A 19,237-nucleotide genomic window follows, 5' to 3' on the forward strand; every position below is an offset into this window, starting at 1 on the left:
TTATGCATCAATTATCGGTTGACAGAGCGGAGGCGCAAGGCCTTTGACATGGCGCCAAAGGCTACAAGGCCAGCCGTCTAAACGCAATCCCGAAAATTGAGCGTACGGTCTCCTGTACGGCGTTTCAGATTTTACGCAGGCCGATCGTCAGACCTGCGTGTCGGCAGAGAATCAGAACTGCATCAGTTCCGCTTCTTTATCCGCCAGCGCCGCATCAACTTTCTTGATAGCAGCATCAGTCATTTTCTGCACATCTTCCTGAGAGCGGCGATCGTCATCTTCGCTGATCTCTTTCTCTTTCAGCAGCGCTTTGACTTTGTCGTTGGCATCGCGACGAACGTTACGTACGGCAACGCGCGCCTGTTCAGCTTCGCCACGCACGATTTTGGTCAGATCTTTACGACGCTCTTCGGTCAGCGGCGGCAGCGGAACGCGGATATCGCTGCCCGCAGAGCTTGGGTTCAGACCGAGGTCGGAAGCCATAATCGCTTTTTCAACGGCCGGGCTCATGGAACGATCGAAGACGTTGATCTTCAGCGTGCGGGAGTCTTCTACCGTTACGCTAGCCAGCTGACGCAGCGGAGTCGGCGTGCCGTAGTATTCCACGATAATGCCATCCAGCAGGCTGGGAGAAGCACGACCCGTGCGTATTTTGCTGATTTGGGTTTTGAACGCTTCAACGCATTTGTCCATGCGTACTTCAGCATCTTTTCTGATATCGCTAATCACGTTACGAATCCTTGAAAACTTGTCTCAGACAGACCAGACGGTCACCCACTGCAAAAGTGAGCTAAGTATAGTCATGTTTATGCTCAGCGTCTTTCAGGCTGCGGGTCAGCCGCAGCATTCCGTCCACAGAGCATGTTGAAAACCATCGGGTCAAAAACCCGAAAAAGTAAGGCCGAATATTACCCGTATTTGACGCTGACGGGAATTACTCAGTAATTAATGTGCCTTCTTTTTCACCCATCACCACGCGGCGCAGCGCGCCAGGCTTATTCATATTGAATACGCGAATCGGCAGTTTGTGGTCACGCGCCAGGGTAAAGGCCGCAAGATCCATCACTTTCAGCTCTTTATCCAGTACTTCGCTGTAGGTCAGCTGATCGTACATCGTTGCGGAAGGATCTTTGGCCGGGTCAGCGGTAAATACACCGTCGACTTTGGTGGCTTTCAGTACCACATCGGCTTCAATTTCAATGCCGCGCAGGCAGGCAGCGGAATCGGTGGTAAAGAATGGGTTGCCGGTACCCGCGGAAAGAATCACCACGCGGTTGTTACGCAGCAGGCTGATAGCTTCCGCCCAGCTGTAGTTATCGCACACGCCATTCAGCGGAATCGCTGACATCAGGCGGGCGTTCACATAGGCGCGATGAAGTGCATCACGCATTGCAAGGCCGTTCATGACCGTTGCCAGCATGCCCATGTGGTCGCCCACAACGCGGTTCATACCCGCTTTCGCCAGACCAGCACCACGGAAAAGGTTACCGCCACCAATCACTACGCCAACCTGAATACCCAGCTCAACCAGTTCTTTGATTTCCTGAGCCATGCGGTCAAGTATGCTCGCATCAATACCGAAGCCTTCTGAACCTTGCAGAGCTTCGCCACTTAACTTAAGCAGAATACGTTTGTAGACGGGTTTTGCATTGGTAGCCATGTTTCTTTCCTGAGACTGTCAACGAATGAGATGAATTAATTCTGGCGACATTGTACGTCGCTTTTCAGCGTGCCCACTATAGCGGTTGGCTGAATTTACACATTAGGCGCAAAAAGAAGCCGCCCTCAGGCGGCTCCTTTTGAAAATTAAGACTGCTTGGACATCGCAGCAACTTCTGCTGCAAAGTCAGTCTCAACTTTCTCAATGCCTTCGCCCACTTCAAAGCGGATGAAGCCAGTCACGTCAGCGTTGTGCTCTTTCAGCAGCTGAGCAACGGATTTGCTCGGGTCCATAACGAACGGCTGACCGGTCAGAGAAACTTCGCCGGTGAATTTCTTCATGCGGCCTTCAACCATTTTCTCTGCGATTTCTTTCGGCTTGCCAGACTGCATGGCGATGTCCAGCTGAACCTGGTACTCTTTTTCCACCACTTCAGCGGAAACGTCTTCCGGCTTAACGAATTCAGGCTTGCTTGCAGCGATGTGCATAGCCAGCTGTTTAACCAGCTCTTCGCTCGCGCCTTTAGCGGCAACCAGAACACCGATACGCGCGCCGTGCTGGTAAGAGCCCAGAACTTCGCCTTCCAGGGAAGAAACGCGACGGATGTTGATGTTCTCACCGATTTTAGCAACCAGCGCAACGCGTTCTTCTTCGAACTGTGCTTTCAGAACTTCAACGTCGGTGATTTTGCCTGCAACAGCTGCATCCAGAACTTTGTTAGCAAATGCCTGGAAGCCACCATCTTTAGCCACGAAGTCAGTCTGGCAGTTAACTTCCAGAATGATGCCGTAGGTGCCATCGATTTTAGTGATGATCACGCCGTCAGCGGCAACGTTGCCCGCTTTTTTCGCTGCTTTAATAGCACCGGATTTACGCATGTTTTCGATTGCCAGCTCGATGTCGCCGTTCGCTTCAGTCAGCGCTTTTTTGCAATCCATCATGCCTGCGCCAGTACGCTCGCGCAGCTCTTTTACCAGGGATGCGGTAATTTCAGCCATTCTTTATTCCTCGGGAGATGTGATCGGCCCGGTTCCAGGAACCAGACAGATTTGAAAGTGAAAAAGGGGCCGCTAAGAGGCCCCTATTTATACACGGTACTAAATAAGGGTATGCCTTATTATTCAGCTTCTACGAAGCTTTCTTCCGCCTGAGAAGCCAGATCCTGAGAACGGCCTTCACGAACGGTAGCAGCAACAGCGCTCAGGTACAGGCTAACTGCACGGATTGCGTCGTCGTTACCCGGGATAACGAAGTCAACGCCGTCCGGATCGGAGTTAGTATCAACGATAGCAAATACCGGAATACCCAGGTTGTTTGCTTCTTTGATTGCGATGTGCTCGTGGTCAGCGTCGATAACGAACAGCGCGTCCGGCAGGCCGCCCATGTCTTTGATACCGCCCAGGCTGTTTTCCAGCTTGTCCAGCTCACGAGTGCGCATCAGCGCTTCTTTCTTGGTCAGCTTGTCGAAAGTACCGTCCTGGGACTGAGTTTCCAGGTCTTTCAGACGTTTGATAGACTGACGAACGGTTTTCCAGTTAGTCAGCATACCGCCCAGCCAGCGATGGTTCACGAAGAACTGGTCGCAGCTGTTAGCAGCGTCTTTTACCGCTTCGCTTGCAGCGCGCTTAGTACCAACGAAAAGGATTTTGCCTTTGCGAGAAGAGATCTTGTTCAGTTCAGCCAGAGCTTCGTTGAACATCGGTACAGTTTTCTCAAGGTTGATGATGTGAACTTTGTTACGCGCGCCGAAGATGAAAGGCTTCATTTTCGGGTTCCAGTAACGGGTCTGGTGACCAAAGTGAACACCAGCCTTGAGCATGTCGCGCATGGAAACAGTTGCCATGTTTAAAACCTCTATAGATAAAAGTTGGGGTTATGCCTCCACGTATCCCATATTACCGACCCCAAAGGGCACCCCGGAATATGTGCCGATACGTGTGTGTTGTTACACAAAGTGAGATTTGTCGCTTCAGTCCATCTTGTGTATCTGAGAATGGAACAGAAGTCCGGCGCGCTTTATACCACAAAACAGGACCAGACACCAACTGTTGTTGACGTCGCGTGCTGCTAATGATTCTCAATTTGGCAGCAGGACGCCCGGACTGTTAACATTGTTCAGACATAATCTATTATTGTCGAAAAAATCGACACTGCTGGACACAATCCATGGCTATTTCTATCAAGACATCTGAAGACATCGAAAAAATGCGCGTTGCCGGCCGCCTGGCCGCTGAAGTGCTGGAAATGATCGAACCCTACGTAAAACCGGGCGTCAGCACCGGCGAACTGGATCGCATCTGCAACGATTATATCGTTAACGAACAAAAAGCCGTATCCGCCTGCCTGGGCTACCACGGCTTCCCGAAATCCGTCTGCATCTCTATTAATGAAGTGGTGTGCCACGGGATCCCGGACGACGGCAAGCTGCTGAAAGATGGCGATATCGTCAACATTGATGTCACCGTCATTAAAGATGATTTCCACGGTGATACCTCGAAGATGTTTATCGTCGGTAAACCGACCATTCTGGGCGAGCGCCTGTGCCGCATTACCCAGGAAAGCCTCTATCTGGCCCTGAAAATGGTCAAACCGGGCGTTAATCTGCGCGCTATCGGCGCGGCTATCCAGAAATACGTTGAAGCCGAAGGTTTCTCCGTCGTGCGCGAGTACTGCGGCCACGGTATCGGCCGCGGTTTCCATGAAGAACCGCAGGTGCTGCATTACGACTCTCCGGAAACCAACGTGGTGCTCAAACCCGGCATGACCTTTACCATTGAGCCGATGGTCAACGCGGGTAAAAAAGAGATCCGCAGTATGAAAGACGGCTGGACGGTAAAAACCAAAGACCGGAGCTTGTCTGCGCAGTATGAGCATACTATTGTGGTGACAGACAGCGGCTGCGAAATACTGACGTTACGCAAGGATGACACCATCCCGGCGATAATCTCGCACAACGAATGATGAAAAGCCGGCGCCAGCCGGCTTTTTTATGACGGGCACCCTGTGGGCCGCCGCAAGCGACGTTAAAAATCGCTCCCGGCGATTTTTTATGGGCGATAGTTTTTTATTATGGTGGCGCGATGAGCAACTCTTTATCTGATACTGTCTCCCCTGCCCTGGCCGACCAGCCGGCGAATCCGGGCCGCTGGCCGCAGAGCGACTTCAACTGCGCGGCTATCAAGGCGCACATCGACGCTTTTCAGCGCTGGCTGGGCGAAGCGTTTGACCACGGCATCGCCGCAGAGAGATTGATTGAGGCGCGCACCGAATTTATCGATCAGCTGCTTCAGCGGCTATGGGTCGAGTACGGGTTCGGGTCGATGAACGACATCGCGCTGGTCGCCGTCGGCGGTTACGGCCGCGGCGAACTGCACCCGCTTTCCGATATCGATCTGCTTATCCTGAGCCGTAAAAAGCTGCCCGATGAGCAGGCGCAGAAGGTCGGCGAGCTGCTGACGCTGCTGTGGGATATCAAGCTGGAAGTCGGCCACAGCGTGCGCACCCTCGAAGAGTGCCTGCTGGAGGGGCTGTCGGACCTCAGCGTCGCCACTAACCTGATTGAATCGCGTCTGCTTATTGGCGACGTCGCGCTGTTCCTTGAACTGCAAAAACACATATTCAGCGACGGCTTCTGGCCATCGGAAAAGTTCTTTGCGGCAAAAGTCGAAGAGCAGAATGTACGCCATCAGCGCTATCACGGGACCAGCTATAACCTCGAGCCGGACGTGAAAAGCAGCCCCGGCGGCCTGCGCGATATTCACACCCTGCAGTGGATCGCGCGCCGCCATTTCGGCGCCACCTCGCTTGATGAAATGGTCGGCTTCGGTTTCCTGACCGAAGCCGAGCGCAACGAGCTTAACGAATGCCTGCATCAGCTGTGGCGCATTCGCTTTGCGCTGCATCTGGAGCTCAACCGCTACGATAATCGTCTGCTGTTCGACAGGCAGTTCAGCGTCGCCCGTCGCCTGCGTTACGAAGGCGAAAGCAACCAGCCGATCGAGCATATGATGAAGGATTTCTTTCGCGTCACCCGCCGGGTGAGCGAGCTGAACCAAATGCTGATCCAGCTGTTCGAAGAGGCGATTCTGGCGCTCACCGAAGATGAGAAGCCGCGGCCGATTGACGATGATTTTCAGCTGCGCGGCACGCTAATCGATCTGCGCGATGACACGCTGTTCATCCGCGAACCGCAGGCGATTCTGCGCATGTTCTTTATGATGGTGCGCAACAGCAGCATTACCGGCATCTACTCCACCACGCTTCGCCACCTGCGCCACGCTCGCCGTCATCTGACGCAGCCGCTTTGCTATATTCCGGAAGCGCGGACCCTGTTCCTCAGCATGCTGCGCCATCAGGGCGCGGTCAGCCGGGGGCTGCTGCCGATGCACCGCCATAGCGTGCTGTGGGCCTATATGCCGCAATGGTCGCATATTGTCGGTCAGATGCAATTTGACCTATTTCACGCCTATACCGTTGATGAACACACGATCCGCGTGCTGCTTAAGCTTGAGAGCTTCGCCAAAGAAGAGACCCGCAGCCGCCATCCGCTGTGCGTTGAACTGTGGCCGCGCCTGACGCATCCGGAGCTGATCCTTATCGCCGCCCTCTTCCACGATATCGCGAAAGGACGCGGCGGCGACCATTCGATTCTCGGCGCGCAGGACGTGCTGAAATTCGCCGAGCTTCACGGTCTTAACTCGCGCGAAACCCAGCTGGTGGCGTGGCTGGTGCGTCATCATCTGCTGATGTCGGTCACCGCCCAGCGTCGCGATATTCAGGATCCGGAAGTGATCAAGCAGTTTGCCGAAGAGGTGCAAACGGAGAACCGTCTGCACTACCTGGTTTGCCTGACCGTCGCCGATATCTGCGCCACCAACGAAAACCTGTGGAACAGCTGGAAGCAGAGCCTGCTGCGCGAGCTCTATTTCGCCACCGAAAAACAGCTGCGCCGGGGGATGCAAAACACGCCGGATATGCGCGAGCGGGTGCGTCACCACCAGCTACAGGCGCTGGCGCTGCTGCGGATGGAAAATATTAATGAACAGGCGCTGCACCAAATCTGGAACCGCTGCCGCGCCAACTACTTTGTGCGCCATACGCCAAACCAGCTCGCCTGGCACGCGCGTAATCTGCTGCAGCACGATCTCAGCAAACCGATGATCCTGCTCAGTTCCCACGCCTCGCGCGGGGGCACCGAGATCTTCATCTGGAGTCCGGATCGTCCTTACCTCTTCGCCGCCGTTTGCGGCGAGCTGGATCGACGTAATCTTAGCGTTCACGATGCGCAGATCTTCACCACCCGCGACGGCATGGCGATGGATACCTTTATTGTTCTTGAGCCGGACGGCAGCCCGCTTTCCGCCGACAGGCACGAAATGATCCGCGTGGGCCTGGAACAGACCATCAGCCAGCGCAGCTGGCAGCCGCCGGCGCCCCGTCGTCAGGCGGCGAAGCTGAGGCATTTTTCCGTGCCGACGGAGGTGAATTTCCTGCCGACGCATACCGACCGGAAATCCTTTCTTGAGCTGATTGCTCTCGACCAGCCGGGTCTGTTAGCGCGCGTCGGCCAGGTGTTTGCCGACCTCGGAATTTCGCTCCACGGCGCGCGAATTACGACAATTGGTGAGCGAGTAGAAGATTTATTTATAATCGCCACCGCAGACCGGCGCGCCCTTAATAATGAGCTACAGCAAGAAGTGCAACAACGGTTGACAGAGGCCCTCAATCCAAACGATAAAGGGTAACGTATTTTTTTAAGTAAATGGAAAGAGTAAACAATGCAGCAATTACAGAACGTTATTGAGTCCGCTTTTGAGCGTCGCGCCGACATCACGCCGGCAAACGTGGATACCGTAACCCGCGAAGCGGTTAACCAGGTGATTTCTCTGCTTGATTCCGGCGCGCTGCGTGTCGCTGAAAAAGTTGACGGCCAGTGGGTCACCCATCAGTGGCTGAAGAAAGCGGTTCTGCTCTCTTTCCGTATTAACGATAACCAGGTTATCGATGGTGCGGAAAGCCGCTACTTCGATAAAGTCCCAATGAAGTTCGCGGATTATGATGAAGCGCGTTTCCAGAAAGAAGGTTTCCGCGTCGTTCCGCCGGCGGCCGTTCGTCAGGGGGCGTATATCGCTCGCAACACGGTTCTGATGCCGTCCTATGTGAACATCGGCGCCTACGTTGACGAAGGTTCGATGGTTGATACCTGGGCGACCGTGGGTTCCTGCGCGCAGATCGGCAAAAACGTCCACCTGTCCGGCGGCGTCGGCATCGGTGGCGTACTGGAGCCGCTGCAGGCGAACCCGACCATTATCGAAGATAACTGCTTTATCGGCGCGCGTTCGGAAGTCGTTGAAGGCGTCATCGTCGAAGAGGGTTCCGTTATCTCCATGGGCGTCTACCTCGGCCAGAGCACCAAAATCTACGACCGCGAAACCGGTGAAGTGTTCTACGGCCGCGTTCCGGCGGGATCCGTCGTCGTCTCCGGCAACCTGCCGTCAAAAGATGGCAAGTACAGCCTGTACTGCGCGGTTATCGTCAAAAAAGTCGATGCCAAAACCCGCGGCAAGGTTGGAATCAACGAACTTCTGCGTACCATCGACTAAGCAGCATGAAAAGCGGGAGGCATCCCGCTTTTTTTATATATTGAGCTGGCGAAGATGGATTTTTTCGTTAATTATTCAAAGATTACGATGATATCAAAGGTACCGTTATGTACGATAATCTGAAAAGTCTTGGTATTACCAATCCTGATGAAATCGATCGCTATAGCCTGCGGCAGGAAGCCAACAACGACATTCTGAAAATCTACTTTCAGAAGGATAAAGGCGAGTTCTTCGCCAAGAGCGTCAAGTTCAAATATCCGCGTCAGCGCAAAACCGTTGTCGCCGACGGCGTGGGCCAGGGATATAAAGAAGTCCAGGAGATTAGCCCTAATCTACGCTATATCATCGACGAGCTGGATCAAATCTGTCAGCGCGATCGCACCGAAATCGATCTGAAACGTAAGATCCTCGACGATCTGCGTCACCTCGAAAGCGTGGTGACGAATAAGATCAGCGAAATCGAATCCGATCTGGAAAAACTGACCCGCAATAAGTAAGCCTGATACGGGCCAGATGCTGGCCCTGTTTCTCTCTGCCTCATCCTCTTTTTTCTCACTTACCCCCACCGGCAGCATCAGCGAATATCAGCTATTCCTCTCTGATATCATTTCATCTCATATCCCTATCTACATGAATGACATAATAAAATAAGTCGCTGTATGTTCAATTTCCACCTGAAAGGAGATCATACGATGACACAGGAAATTGAACAAAAATTTTATACCCTACAATCTGCGCCCTGGCTGGATAAAACCGGTTTTGAAAAAGGACGGCAGCACGATCGCCAGCCGCTGGGCTTTATTCTGCCCGCCAATACGCCGCTGCACATTCGCCAACCGGATATCAGCAACGGCAACTCGATTCTGCGCCTGCTTTGCAATGATACCGCGCTAGAAAGCACCAGCACGATCGCCACCGGCTGGAAAACGGTCAGCGCCACGGTCGACACCGTTCCTTTTGTCGATACGCTGTTTACCGACCAGTCCAGCGAATTCACCGTCATCTACCAGCAACCTGCCGCAACTAAACCGCTGCCGTGCTGGAAAGCAGGACAATCTGAGGATGAATTTTTCCTCAGCTGGGAGAAAAATCAATCTGCACTCGCGCTGCTTGATTTAGATGTGATTAACCTGCTGCTGCCCTACGCCGACCGCGATAATGCGATGAAAGCGGGCTTATCCTCGCTACACGCTTATTACACCCACCTTTTCAAATGCTATAACGACTGGGCTGGGCTAAGCGATCGCCCGGATGCGCCGTGGAACCAGGATGTCGCCAACCGCTACTTTGTGCGGGCAGATAAACACGGCGTCGGCGCAGCCTATTATCACCCCTGGTGGTGCGCACATACATCATCAACGTTAGGTGAAGGCTGGCTGGATAACGTTGCGACGCAGTGGGTTATTCTTCATGAAATTGCGCACGGGTATCAGGGCAAATTTATGCAGGACACCACTCTGCCCGTCAATGAGGTGTGGAACAATATTTACGCCGCTTTCTATCAGCAGCTTACCCTGAGCCAGGATAATCATCTCTATGTGGATGGCTGGCTCTATAACTATGGTCAGCAGGCCGTACAGGAACTCCAGCTGATGACCTATATAAAAGACCAAACGCCGGTCGCCAGCTGGGGCCTGCGTCCGCGCCTGCAGTTCCTGATGCTGATGTTGCTAAAAGCAGGAACCAAAGCCTTCAGCGCCTTTAACCAGAACTATCGTGAACTGGCCAACGGCGATAGCTTCCGGCCGTCCGATTATCAGCTTATCGATATGTTGGCTACCGCCATTGCCGCCGCCGCAGGGTATGATGTCACGCCGTTTATCGAGCTATGCGGCTTAACGCTGGAAATTACCACTAAGGGAGATATCGCCGCGCTGGCGGCAAAACCGCTCTATCCGCTATATCTTTTCCTTCCGCAAAGCGAATGGGATAGCGCGCGGCGGCAGCTGGGGCTGGACTCCTTCGTCTGGCTGGTGGATAACAGCGAACTGGTGGCATTAGGCAAAACGGGGACGCTATCCCTGACGTTCAATATCGACCAGCTGGAACAAATTTACGGGCGAACGCTGACGATTAAAGATAATTGTGGCACGCATTATTCACTGGTTGTTAATGATGACACGTTGATCCTGAATGATATTCCAGTCGGCGTTTACCAGATCGATCCTCCGAAAGGCCGTTCACAAAAATATCGTCCGGATATCAGCTATCTCGTCGTAAAAGAAGGGGCGAATGCGGCTACCATCAACTACACCCGACAACGCGATACCCGCGGGCGTAACGTGACAATGAGCTTTTTAGGTATTGGCGACACGCCGTTTGCATATCTGGATATCGATTTCGAAAATCAGCAGCTTACGCTGAATATTACCAGCGCCACGCCGCACAACAACTACCCTGACGCGCTCTATGCCGGCGTATGCGTACTTTCCGCCAGCGGCGAAAAAGTCTTTGAGCGCAATATGAACGGCACAAACTGCGCCACCGGTAAGGTGATTATTCCCTTCGGCCCTCACTATCACTTGTATATTACTCACGTCGAGCCGGGACGTCTGAAAGCCTCCCCGGAGTATTTACCGCTGATCGCGGGCGAGAAATGCCAGCTGATGCGTATTGATGAGAGTGGGCTTTACAACTTTATCCTCGATAATAATCCGGCGGAAGATTTACTGGCTATTTTCGAGCATGACGCTCAGGCGATGCGTAACCAGCCTTCGCTATTAGCGCAGGAAGAGAGCGTATGTAAAAACGATCTCTGGCTGATGCTCTCCCATATTGAAGAGCCCCAGCGCAGCAGGCTGCTTAAAGAGTATGCCGATGTTCTGCCTCAGGATAATAGTGAACCGGGCGAGTTGACGGGCAAGAGCGTGACCCTCAATCTCAGAGGACAGGGCAACAAAGATTTTTGCCAGATCGTTATCGATAATCAACAGCACGCCATGACGGTCACCACCCGTACCGGCGCGCCGCACCCGTATTATGTCTCCCATACCTACGCCAGCATTACGGTAACCGGGGCGGACGAAACGGTGGTTTATCACCGCAGCTATGCCGGAGCGACCAACAACCTGGCAAACAGCGAAACTATCGCCCTCGCTGAAAACATGATCATTGAGGTTTTCCATGATGAGCCATTCCGCTCCAGCGCCAGCAATGATACGACGCATCGCGCCATTACGCTGAAGCAGCACAACCGCTGGCGGGTAGTGAAGGATGGGCTGGAGGCCTGTTCGCTGGTGCCAGACCCGGAGGATAAAGAAACTACGGATGCTGAGGACGAGGCTACAGAGCTGTATGGCGATCTCTTCTGCTGGCAGCTACTTGGCAATGATAATATTCGTTTTGCGACGATGGAGATGGATATTGGCCGCGGCGCGCTCACCTTTACCGCCAGCCCCGTGGTGCCGAATAAGCACTTTACGACGGCCTATGCCGCGGTGAATATCTACAATACGCGCGGCTCGGTGGTTTATCGCCAGTCCATTAAAGGCTCATCGCAGCTTGGCGACTATATAGATACGGCAATACTTGATGAGGGCTATATCATCGAAGTCTTCCATGCCGAAGCCGGCGGTCGCTCCGTCATTATCAACCCACAAAACGGTAACGCCTGGCCACAGCCTCATACCGTCTCCTGGCAAGTCACGGCCCGCGGACTGCAGCGCCTGTAATTGCCGTCCCCGCTCCCGCCGCAGGCGGGAGTGTTTTTAGCGCTGCTCATCGAGCTGTAGCGCAATATACAGCAGCAGACGATCGTCAAAATTACCCAAATCCAGCCCCGTCAGCTCAGAGATACGGTTCAAACGGTATTCCAGCGTATTACGGTGGATAAACAGTGCTTTCGACGTCGCCAGCGGCTGCACGTTATGACGAAACCAGGCCTGTAAGGTGCGACGCAGCAGGCCGTTGTTATCCATCGCCTTCAGGCGAACCAGCGGGCGCGCCAGCTCATTAGCCTGCCAGCCACCGCGCAGGCTATCCAGCAGTACCGGCAGCATCAAATCCTGGTAAAAATAGCTACGGCTCTCCGGCATCCGCTGTTTACCGACCATCATGGTGGTTCTGGCGGTGCGATACGAGCGAGCAATGCTGCCCGGTCCGGTAAAAAAGTTTCCCAGCGCCACGCGAAAACGCAGCTGACCGTTCTCTTTCATCCTGCTAATGAGCTGCTCGACCCGTTTGCAGTGATCTTCCGCATCCCAGCGGCCAAAGGCGTTCAGCGCGGGCTTCAGTACCACCATTTCGGTCAGCGAGACAATGGCCACCAGATTATTACGGTCCGGCGTGGTCAACGCGGTCTGGAGCTGCTGCAGCTCCGCCATCGCGCTGTCTACGCCCAGCTGGCCGCTATCCACTTCAATCATAGCCACCACGCGCGGTTGGTTGAGATCGATCCCCAGACGCTGGGCCCACTCGGTCAGCGCCGGGGTGTTCTCTTCCGCCTGAATCAGGTTCATCACCAGCTCTTCGCGCAGACGGCTATCCTGGGCCAGGAGATGCATCAGCCGCGATTGTTCCAGCATCATCTCGGCGGTCATACACACCAGTTCACCGTATTTACGCAGCGACTCCGGTTCGCCGGTCAGGCCGATAACGCCGACGATCTCCCCTTCCAGACGCAGCGGCAGGTTGATCCCCTGGCGCACGCCGTGCAGATGTCGGGCAACGGCATCATCAATATCGACAACGCGGCCCTGGGAAAGCACTAATAGCGCGCCTTCGTGCAATTCACCAATTCGCTCGCGGTCTCCGCTACCGATAATGCGCCCGCGGGCATCCATTACGTTAATATTGGTATCAATGATGCGCATCGTACGCGCCACGATATCCTGAGCCATTTTGGTATCAAGATGCCAGCCAGCCATGTAACCCTCCCGTGAGCAGGCTAACAGCATAAAAGAGTTGGCAACACGCCGCATTGTGCATTTGCACAAAGCCGGGCTAAGAAATATGGAGTTGTGGAAGATATCACAGAACGAAAAATGGAAGGGGCGGCAGAAATAAAAAAGCCCCTTTCCTCCGCAAGGAGAAAAGGGGCTTTGCGAACCGTCAGGGATTACTGCATCAGCAGATAAATCGACGTATCGCCGCGCTGGATATTCAGCGCCAGAACCGACGGTTTGGCATCAAAAATTTTGCGCAGATCGGCAATATTTTTCACCGGCTGCTGGTTCGCGCCAACGATAATATCGCCTTTCTTCAGGCCAATCTGCGCCGCCGGCGTTCCCGCTTTCACGTTACTCACCACGACGCCTTTATCCTGACCTTTGTTGCTCATTTCCGCACCTTCAATACCGTTGAAGATGGTGCTTGAGTCAACCTGGTTCTGATTGCTCTGCTGCAGCTCAACGGTCACCGTCACCGGCTTGCCGTCACGCAGCAGGCCAAGCTCGACTTTGCTGCCGATCGGCATGGTCCCCACCTGGGCACGCAGCGCGGCAAAGCTGCTGATCGATTTACCGTTCAGCGTGGTAATCACGTCGCCGGCTTTAATCCCCGCCTTAGCGGCCGCCGAGTTCGGCATCACCTGGCTGACGAACGCGCCGCGCTGAGCGTCAACTTTCATCGCTTTCGCCAGTTCGGAGTTCAGCTCGGTCCCCATGATGCCCAGCTCACCGCGCTTAACCTGGCCAAATTTGACCATCTGATCGGTCAGGTTTTTCACCATGTTGCTCGGAATAGCGAAGCCGATACCAATGTTGCCGCCGTCCGGCGCCAGAATCGCGGTGTTGATACCGATCAGCTCGCCGTTCAGGTTAACCAGCGCGCCGCCGGAGTTACCGCGGTTGATCGCCGCATCGGTCTGGATAAAGTTTTCATAGTTTTCAACGTTCAGGCCGCTACGGCCCAGGGCGGAAACGATCCCCGAGGTCACGGTTTCGCCCAGGCCAAACGGGTTACCGATCGCCACGGTGTAATCGCCGACGCGCAGGGCGTCAGAGTCCGCCAGCTTAATCGCGCTCAGGTTTTTCGGATCCTGGATTTGAATCAGCGCAATATCAGAACGCGGGTCTTTGCCGACCACTTTCGCGTCGAACTTGCGGCCATCGCTGAGCTGAACTTTGATAGTAGTCGCGTTATCCACGACGTGGTTGTTAGTCACGACATAGCCTTTAGCGGCATCAATAATCACCCCGGAACCGAGGGCCATAAATTTCTGCTGCTGGCCGCCGTCGCTACCCGGCGCACCGCCCTGCCCGCCGCCCTGACAGAACGGAGAGCTCTGGAACGGAGAACCATCCTGACAGAACGGCGAATTGTCGCCAAAGAACTGCTGGAAGTTACGCGGCATCCGCGGCGTATTAACGGTGGTGCTCCCCTCAACGTTAATGCTCACGACCGACGGCATCACTTTTTCCAGCATCGGCGCCAGGCTTGGCATCTGCTGCGCATTAGTCGCAGAAGAAGCTGTTTCCGCCGCGCTCGCAGAGAGAGGGGACAACGCCAGACCTAAACTCAGAGCCAGGGCACTCATTGCTAACGTGGTTTTTTTCATAGGTTTCAATCTCAATTTCAGATAACGAATAGTTGCTGTGTTGGTGACTATCAGAGTCATTTTATAGCGCGAAGTTCCGGAATGAAGTTTTGGTAAAAGTAAAAATTTATTGTCCGTCTTTACAAAACTCACCCTTATTCTACGGCCATCAATCGTCGATATTCATCCCATGCATACAAGTCGGTCATTCCGCTGATATAGTCCTGAATGAGACGACAGCGATAATAATATTCCATCACTGGAAACTCCGGATTATTGCGCGAAATCTTATTTACGGCTTCTATGTAAGCTAACCGATGACGAGTTGAAAGTTTCTGAAAAAGACGTGATGCAATCGGTAAACTTCGCACCCGCTCTTTTTCCACCAGCAAACTAAACTCATCCAGCGATAATTTTAACAGCGGCTGGTATATATCTAACAGACCGCTGATCACTCGATAGCCCTGCAGCTCCAGCTGCTCGACATCCGGATGGCTAAACACATGTTTTACCGCGACATTTTTATATAGTTCAAGAAGCTGGCTGCAATCACTATCGTCCTCAAGCAGCGCATGGTTAAAGTCACCGCTAAAAATCTTCGCCAGGTTATCAATAAACCGCCGCGCCGCATACGGTACCAGCCTATTGAGCGTATTAACCCGTAAATACATAAAAAACTGATCTTCAGTACTCCGGCTCAGAGAATTCGCACGCGATTTCTCCCAGGCGTTTTCGACAACCTGATTAAACAAGGAGCCTTTTTCGTGAACGCCCCAGGCTTCATAGAGATGCTGATAAAGCTGCTCTACGCTGAAGATGCGTTTTTCTACCGCATCTTCAAGGTCGGCGACGCAATATGAGATATCATCCGCGGCTTCCATAATCCACGTTAATGGGAAGCGATTGTAAGGAGCCAGATCCAGTTCTTTACGCAACCTCGCAACATAGCCCTCTTCGGCTAAATAATAACCAGGTTTTTTCATTAAATAATTGTGGCTGGCCGGCGCTTCCCCGCGCCACCATGCCGGACGCGTATATTTTAGAATACAGCCCACCTGCGCCCAGGTGAGATTCATGCGCATCAGCGTATGCACTAAGCGAATACCCTGCGCATTGCCTTCAAACCAGCATAAGTCCTGGCGAACCTTACGCCGCAGCTCATTCAGCTGGCTATCGCCTTCCTGCAGGCGCAGCGCCGCAACCACGCAGCGATCGTCGGTTAACGGCTGGCTGGCCGCATCGCCGGGGAAGAGCCGCTGGCTGAACCAATCATTAATTGCCGCCTCGCCAAAATGGCCAAATGGCGGATTGCCGATATCGTGCATCAGGCAGGCCATTTCAACAATGCTCTCGAACGGCCCGGTAAGCTCATCCAGCCCGTAGCTTTCCAGCAGCTTCTGCTCTTTCAGACGACTCAGCACCTCTTTGGCGATGTAGCGGCCCACCTGCTGAACTTCCAGAGAGTGGGTCAGCCGCGTACGCACCGCGGCATTGCGCTCCAGCGGGAAAACCTGGGTTTTTTGCTGCAGCCGGCGGATCGCCGGCGAGTTGATGATGCGTCCGCGATCGCTTTCGAAAATTCGCAGGATTTCACGCTCCGTCTCAACGCCCTGCGGTGAACGGTAGCGGCGACGCCAGTTAATCTTGTTGCGAAAATCGATCTTAGCCATGATCTCCCCCGAGCGAGCAATAACGTTTCCTTCTAAGCGCATGATAGACTATGCCGCTAAAACCCACACATCGCGAGTAAATCTATGAAAATCGGTATTATTGGCGCAATGGAAGAAGAAGTTACCCTTCTGCGCGACAAAATCGACAACCGCCAGACCATCACTATCGGCGGCAGCGAAATCTACACCGGCCAGCTGCAGGGCGTTGATGTCGCTTTGTTGAAATCGGGCATTGGCAAAGTCGCCGCCGCCATGGGCGCCACTCTGCTGATGGAGCACTGCAAGCCGGATGTGATTATTAACACCGGTTCTGCGGGCGGCCTCGCGTCGACCCTGAAGGTTGGCGATATCGTTGTCTCCGACGAAACGCGCTATCACGACGCGGACGTCACCGCGTTTGGCTATGAGTATGGCCAGCTGCCGGGCTGCCCTGCCGGTTTCAAAGCCGATGATAAGCTGATTGCCGCCGCAGAGACCTGCATCAGCGCGCTGAATCTTAATGCGGTTCGCGGACTCATTGTCAGCGGCGATGCATTCATCAACGGTTCCATTGGTCTCGCCAAAATCCGCCACAACTTCCCGCAGGCCGTCGCGGTAGAAATGGAAGCCACCGCCATCGCGCACGTCTGCCACAACTATGGCGTACCGTTTGTTGTCGTTCGCGCGATCTCCGATGTTGCCGACCAACAGTCGCATCTGAGCTTCGACGAGTTTCTCGCCGTTGCCGCGAAGCAATCCACCCTGATGGTGGAAAACCTGGTGCAGCACCTGGCTCGTGGCTAAGTCGCTCAACGCGGCGCTTGCCGTCCTGATGCTACTTGCCCCGGCGTGGCTTTTCGCCGCGCCGCGGGTGATTACGCTCTCTCCCGCCAATACTGAACTGGCGTTTGCCGCCGGTATTACGCCGGTTGGCGTCAGCAGCTATTCCGATTATCCCCCGGAAGCCGCAAAGATAGAGCAGGTCTCCAGCTGGCAGGGGATGAATCTGGAACGCATCGTCGCCCTTAAGCCCGACCTGGTGCTGGCGTGGCGCGGCGGTAACGCTGAACGCCAGGTGAATCAGCTAAGCTCGCTCGGGATAAAAGTCATCTGGGTCGAAACATCGACCATCGAAGAGATTATCGCAACGCTTCGCCAGCTGGCGCAGTGGAGCCCGCAGCCGGAAAAGGCGCGGCAGGCGGCGCAGAAAATGCAGGACGCGTACCAGGCCTTAAAAACCCGCTACGCGAGCGGGCCGAAAAAACGCGTTTTTTTACAGTTCGGCGCCAACCCTCTCTTTACCACCAGCAAAGGCTCGATTCAGGATCAGGTTCTGACGCTGTGCGGAGGAGAAAACATTTTTGCCGCCAGCCGGGTTCCCTGGCCGCAGGTGAGCCGTGAACAGGTACTGGCAAGGCAGCCGCAGGCCATTGTCATCGCCGGCGACGCCAGTCAACTTCCCGCCGTTGAGCGCTATTGGCAGAATCAGCTAAAAATTTCTTTTATTGCGCTACATGGCGACTGGTTTGAACGCGCGAGCCCACGTATTATTCTCGCCGCAAAACAACTCTGTACTGCGCTCGAGCAGATAAAATAATCACCTGCTAACCCAGGTGCTAAAAGGCTATCCCACCAGGCGCAATTGTTGCAGCCAGTTTGGACACGGGCGGCGCGGAACACCCGGAGCGTACATGTGGTACGTGGGGGCTGTGAGCACTGCCCGGGGCCAGACTGGCAAATAAAAAAGCCTAATGGGATAGACTCTAAGTGGGAACTGACGATGCTTGTCTATTGGCTGGATATCATTGGCACCGCCGTGTTTGCCATCTCCGGCGTTCTGCTGGCTGGAAAGCTGCGCATGGACCCTTTCGGCGTGCTGGTATTAGGCGTGGTGACCGCGGTGGGCGGTGGCACCATTCGCGATATGGCCCTTGCTAACGGCCCGGTATTTTGGGTTAAAGACCCTACCGATCTGGTGGTGGCGATGGTCACCAGTATGTTCACTATCCTGCTGGTACGCCAGCCGCGCCGGTTACCCAAATGGGTGCTGCCGGTGCTGGACGCCGTTGGTCTGGCGGTATTTGTCGGTATTGGCGTCAACAAAGCCTTTCTTGCCCATAGCGGACCGCTGGTGGCCGTCTGCATGGGGGTCGTCACCGGCGTCGGCGGGGGGATCATCCGCGACGTGCTGGCGCGTGAAATCCCGATGATTCTGCGTACGGAAATCTACGCGACGGCCTGCATCGTTGGCGGCATCGTGCATGCGACGGCGTACTACACCTTTCAGGTTCCGTTAGAAAACGCGGCGATGATAGGTATGGTGGTCACGCTGGTCATCAGGCTGGCGGCCATCCGCTGGCACCTGAAGCTGCCAACGTTCGCGCTTGATGAGAATGGACGGTAATAAAAGCAAAACGGTAACCTTAACGTTACCGTTTTTAGCGTTTGCTCCCTCTCGCTATATGAGAGGACTGGGGAGAAGAGGCTCCCGGACGCACTATCTTTAGACGCTGAACGAGGAGCCGCAGCCGCAGGTGCTTTTCGCATTCGGGTTGGTCACGATAAAACGCGAGCCTTCCAGACCTTCGGTATAATCGACGGCGCCGCCGACCAGATACTGCAGGCTCATTGGGTCAACCACCAGGCCGACGCCCTGCTTCTCGATAGTCATATCGCCTTCGTTAACCTGATCGTCGAAGGTAAAGCCGTACTGGAAACCGCTGCAGCCACCACCGGTGATGTACACGCGCAGTTTCAGGTTCGGATTGTCTTCATCCGCAATCAGGTCTTTTACTTTAATCGCCGCGGCTTCGGTAAACTCCAGCGGCAACGCTACGTCATCACTCATTTT

General features: G+C 54.3%; 16 protein-coding genes. 8 read left to right on the top strand and 8 right to left on the bottom strand.

The features are described from left to right. Positions 1–171 precede the first annotated feature (171 nt). From frr to rpsB, 4 genes are all read right to left on the bottom strand, one after another. The gene (frr, locus tag JLG71_RS22815) at positions 172–729 is read right to left on the bottom strand and encodes a ribosome recycling factor (RefSeq protein ID WP_004098748.1); all 558 of its coding nucleotides are present in this window, start codon (positions 727–729) and stop codon (positions 172–174) included. 205 nt (positions 730–934) lie between these two features. Next, entirely contained in the window at positions 935–1,660 is a 726-nt protein-coding gene (gene pyrH / locus JLG71_RS22820) for a UMP kinase (RefSeq protein ID WP_004098747.1), read from the bottom strand. A 146-nt stretch (positions 1,661–1,806) separates the two neighbouring features. Then, on the bottom strand, positions 1,807–2,658 hold the full coding sequence (gene tsf / locus JLG71_RS22825) for a translation elongation factor Ts (RefSeq protein WP_004098746.1): 852 nt from the start codon (positions 2,656–2,658) through the stop codon (positions 1,807–1,809). A 119-nt stretch (positions 2,659–2,777) separates the two neighbouring features. Further along, positions 2,778–3,503: a 30S ribosomal protein S2 gene (rpsB, locus tag JLG71_RS22830; RefSeq protein ID WP_003856207.1), complete on the bottom strand. Its 726-nt coding sequence runs from the start codon at positions 3,501–3,503 to the stop codon at positions 2,778–2,780. Between the two features lie 323 nt (positions 3,504–3,826). On the opposite strand from rpsB, the gene map reads away from it, so the two are divergent. The 5 genes from map (at position 3,827) to JLG71_RS22855 (ending at position 11,933) form a co-directional block, all read left to right on the top strand. Then, the gene (gene map / locus JLG71_RS22835; protein ID WP_004098745.1) at positions 3,827–4,621 is read left to right on the top strand and encodes a type I methionyl aminopeptidase; all 795 of its coding nucleotides are present in this window, start codon (positions 3,827–3,829) and stop codon (positions 4,619–4,621) included. Between the two features lie 119 nt (positions 4,622–4,740). Next, positions 4,741–7,404, top strand: a complete 2,664-nt coding sequence (gene glnD / locus JLG71_RS22840; protein ID WP_032694385.1) for a bifunctional uridylyltransferase/uridylyl-removing protein GlnD — start codon at positions 4,741–4,743, stop codon at positions 7,402–7,404. A 33-nt stretch (positions 7,405–7,437) separates the two neighbouring features. Beyond that, on the top strand, positions 7,438–8,262 hold the full coding sequence (dapD, locus tag JLG71_RS22845) for a 2,3,4,5-tetrahydropyridine-2,6-dicarboxylate N-succinyltransferase (protein WP_004098743.1): 825 nt from the start codon (positions 7,438–7,440) through the stop codon (positions 8,260–8,262). A 107-nt stretch (positions 8,263–8,369) separates the two neighbouring features. Beyond that, a complete protein-coding gene (locus tag JLG71_RS22850; protein WP_004098742.1) occupies positions 8,370–8,759 on the top strand; it encodes a DUF3461 family protein in 390 nt (129 codons plus the stop codon). Positions 8,760–8,954: 195 nt separating this feature from the next. Continuing rightward, positions 8,955–11,933 (top strand): putative mucin/carbohydrate-binding domain-containing protein, encoded by a 2,979-nt coding sequence (locus JLG71_RS22855; RefSeq protein WP_064377772.1) that lies wholly within the window; start codon positions 8,955–8,957, stop codon positions 11,931–11,933. Positions 11,934–11,969: 36 nt separating this feature from the next. Here the strand turns inward: JLG71_RS22855 and cdaR are convergent, their stop codons facing one another. From cdaR to dgt, 3 genes are all read right to left on the bottom strand, one after another. Then, positions 11,970–13,127 (bottom strand): DNA-binding transcriptional regulator CdaR, encoded by a 1,158-nt coding sequence (gene cdaR / locus JLG71_RS22860; RefSeq protein ID WP_004098741.1) that lies wholly within the window; start codon positions 13,125–13,127, stop codon positions 11,970–11,972. A gap of 191 nt (positions 13,128–13,318) precedes the next feature. Further along, on the bottom strand, positions 13,319–14,758 hold the full coding sequence (gene degP, locus JLG71_RS22865; protein ID WP_004098740.1) for a serine endoprotease DegP: 1,440 nt from the start codon (positions 14,756–14,758) through the stop codon (positions 13,319–13,321). Positions 14,759–14,892: 134 nt separating this feature from the next. Next, complete coding sequence (gene dgt / locus JLG71_RS22870) at positions 14,893–16,407, bottom strand: dGTPase (RefSeq protein WP_014227994.1); 1,515 nt, start codon at positions 16,405–16,407, stop codon at positions 14,893–14,895. An 84-nt stretch (positions 16,408–16,491) separates the two neighbouring features. Here dgt and mtnN point away from each other — a divergent pair, with 84 nt between their 5' ends. The 3 genes from mtnN to JLG71_RS22885 all read left to right on the top strand — a co-directional run bounded on the left by mtnN (position 16,492) and on the right by JLG71_RS22885 (position 18,790). Further along, positions 16,492–17,190, top strand: a complete 699-nt coding sequence (gene mtnN / locus JLG71_RS22875; RefSeq protein ID WP_014227993.1) for a 5'-methylthioadenosine/S-adenosylhomocysteine nucleosidase — start codon at positions 16,492–16,494, stop codon at positions 17,188–17,190. After that, positions 17,183–17,983 carry a vitamin B12 ABC transporter substrate-binding protein BtuF gene (gene btuF / locus JLG71_RS22880; protein WP_025107381.1) on the top strand — a complete coding sequence of 267 codons (801 nt, stop codon included), beginning with the start codon at positions 17,183–17,185 and terminating at the stop codon, positions 17,981–17,983. Before mtnN ends, btuF begins: the two co-directional genes overlap by 8 nt. 183 nt (positions 17,984–18,166) lie before the next feature. Then, a complete protein-coding gene (locus JLG71_RS22885) occupies positions 18,167–18,790 on the top strand; it encodes a TRIC cation channel family protein (RefSeq protein ID WP_009654554.1) in 624 nt (207 codons plus the stop codon). 99 nt (positions 18,791–18,889) lie between these two features. On the opposite strand, the gene erpA is transcribed toward JLG71_RS22885, so the two are convergent. Then, positions 18,890–19,234: an iron-sulfur cluster insertion protein ErpA gene (erpA, locus tag JLG71_RS22890; protein ID WP_004098733.1), complete on the bottom strand. Its 345-nt coding sequence runs from the start codon at positions 19,232–19,234 to the stop codon at positions 18,890–18,892. Between the last annotated feature and the right edge of the window lie 3 nt (positions 19,235–19,237).

Source organism: Klebsiella michiganensis (assembly GCF_015139575.1).
GTDB classification, from domain to species: domain Bacteria; phylum Pseudomonadota; class Gammaproteobacteria; order Enterobacterales; family Enterobacteriaceae; genus Klebsiella; species Klebsiella michiganensis.

Coding starts and splice junctions, on each gene's coding strand:
- glnD (WP_032694385.1), top strand. CDS start 4,741: ATGAGCAACTCTTTATCTGATACTGTCTCCCCTGCCCTGGCCGACCAG.
- dapD (WP_004098743.1), top strand. CDS start 7,438: ATGCAGCAATTACAGAACGTTATTGAGTCCGCTTTTGAGCGTCGCGCC.
- dgt (WP_014227994.1), bottom strand. CDS start 16,407: ATGGCTAAGATCGATTTTCGCAACAAGATTAACTGGCGTCGCCGCTAC.
- rpsB (WP_003856207.1), bottom strand. CDS start 3,503: ATGGCAACTGTTTCCATGCGCGACATGCTCAAGGCTGGTGTTCACTTT.
- mtnN (WP_014227993.1), top strand. CDS start 16,492: ATGAAAATCGGTATTATTGGCGCAATGGAAGAAGAAGTTACCCTTCTG.
- erpA (WP_004098733.1), bottom strand. CDS start 19,234: ATGAGTGATGACGTAGCGTTGCCGCTGGAGTTTACCGAAGCCGCGGCG.
- cdaR (WP_004098741.1), bottom strand. CDS start 13,127: ATGGCTGGCTGGCATCTTGATACCAAAATGGCTCAGGATATCGTGGCG.
- pyrH (WP_004098747.1), bottom strand. CDS start 1,660: ATGGCTACCAATGCAAAACCCGTCTACAAACGTATTCTGCTTAAGTTA.
- JLG71_RS22885 (WP_009654554.1), top strand. CDS start 18,167: ATGCTTGTCTATTGGCTGGATATCATTGGCACCGCCGTGTTTGCCATC.
- degP (WP_004098740.1), bottom strand. CDS start 14,758: ATGAAAAAAACCACGTTAGCAATGAGTGCCCTGGCTCTGAGTTTAGGT.
- map (WP_004098745.1), top strand. CDS start 3,827: ATGGCTATTTCTATCAAGACATCTGAAGACATCGAAAAAATGCGCGTT.
- tsf (WP_004098746.1), bottom strand. CDS start 2,658: ATGGCTGAAATTACCGCATCCCTGGTAAAAGAGCTGCGCGAGCGTACT.
- JLG71_RS22855 (WP_064377772.1), top strand. CDS start 8,955: ATGACACAGGAAATTGAACAAAAATTTTATACCCTACAATCTGCGCCC.
- JLG71_RS22850 (WP_004098742.1), top strand. CDS start 8,370: ATGTACGATAATCTGAAAAGTCTTGGTATTACCAATCCTGATGAAATC.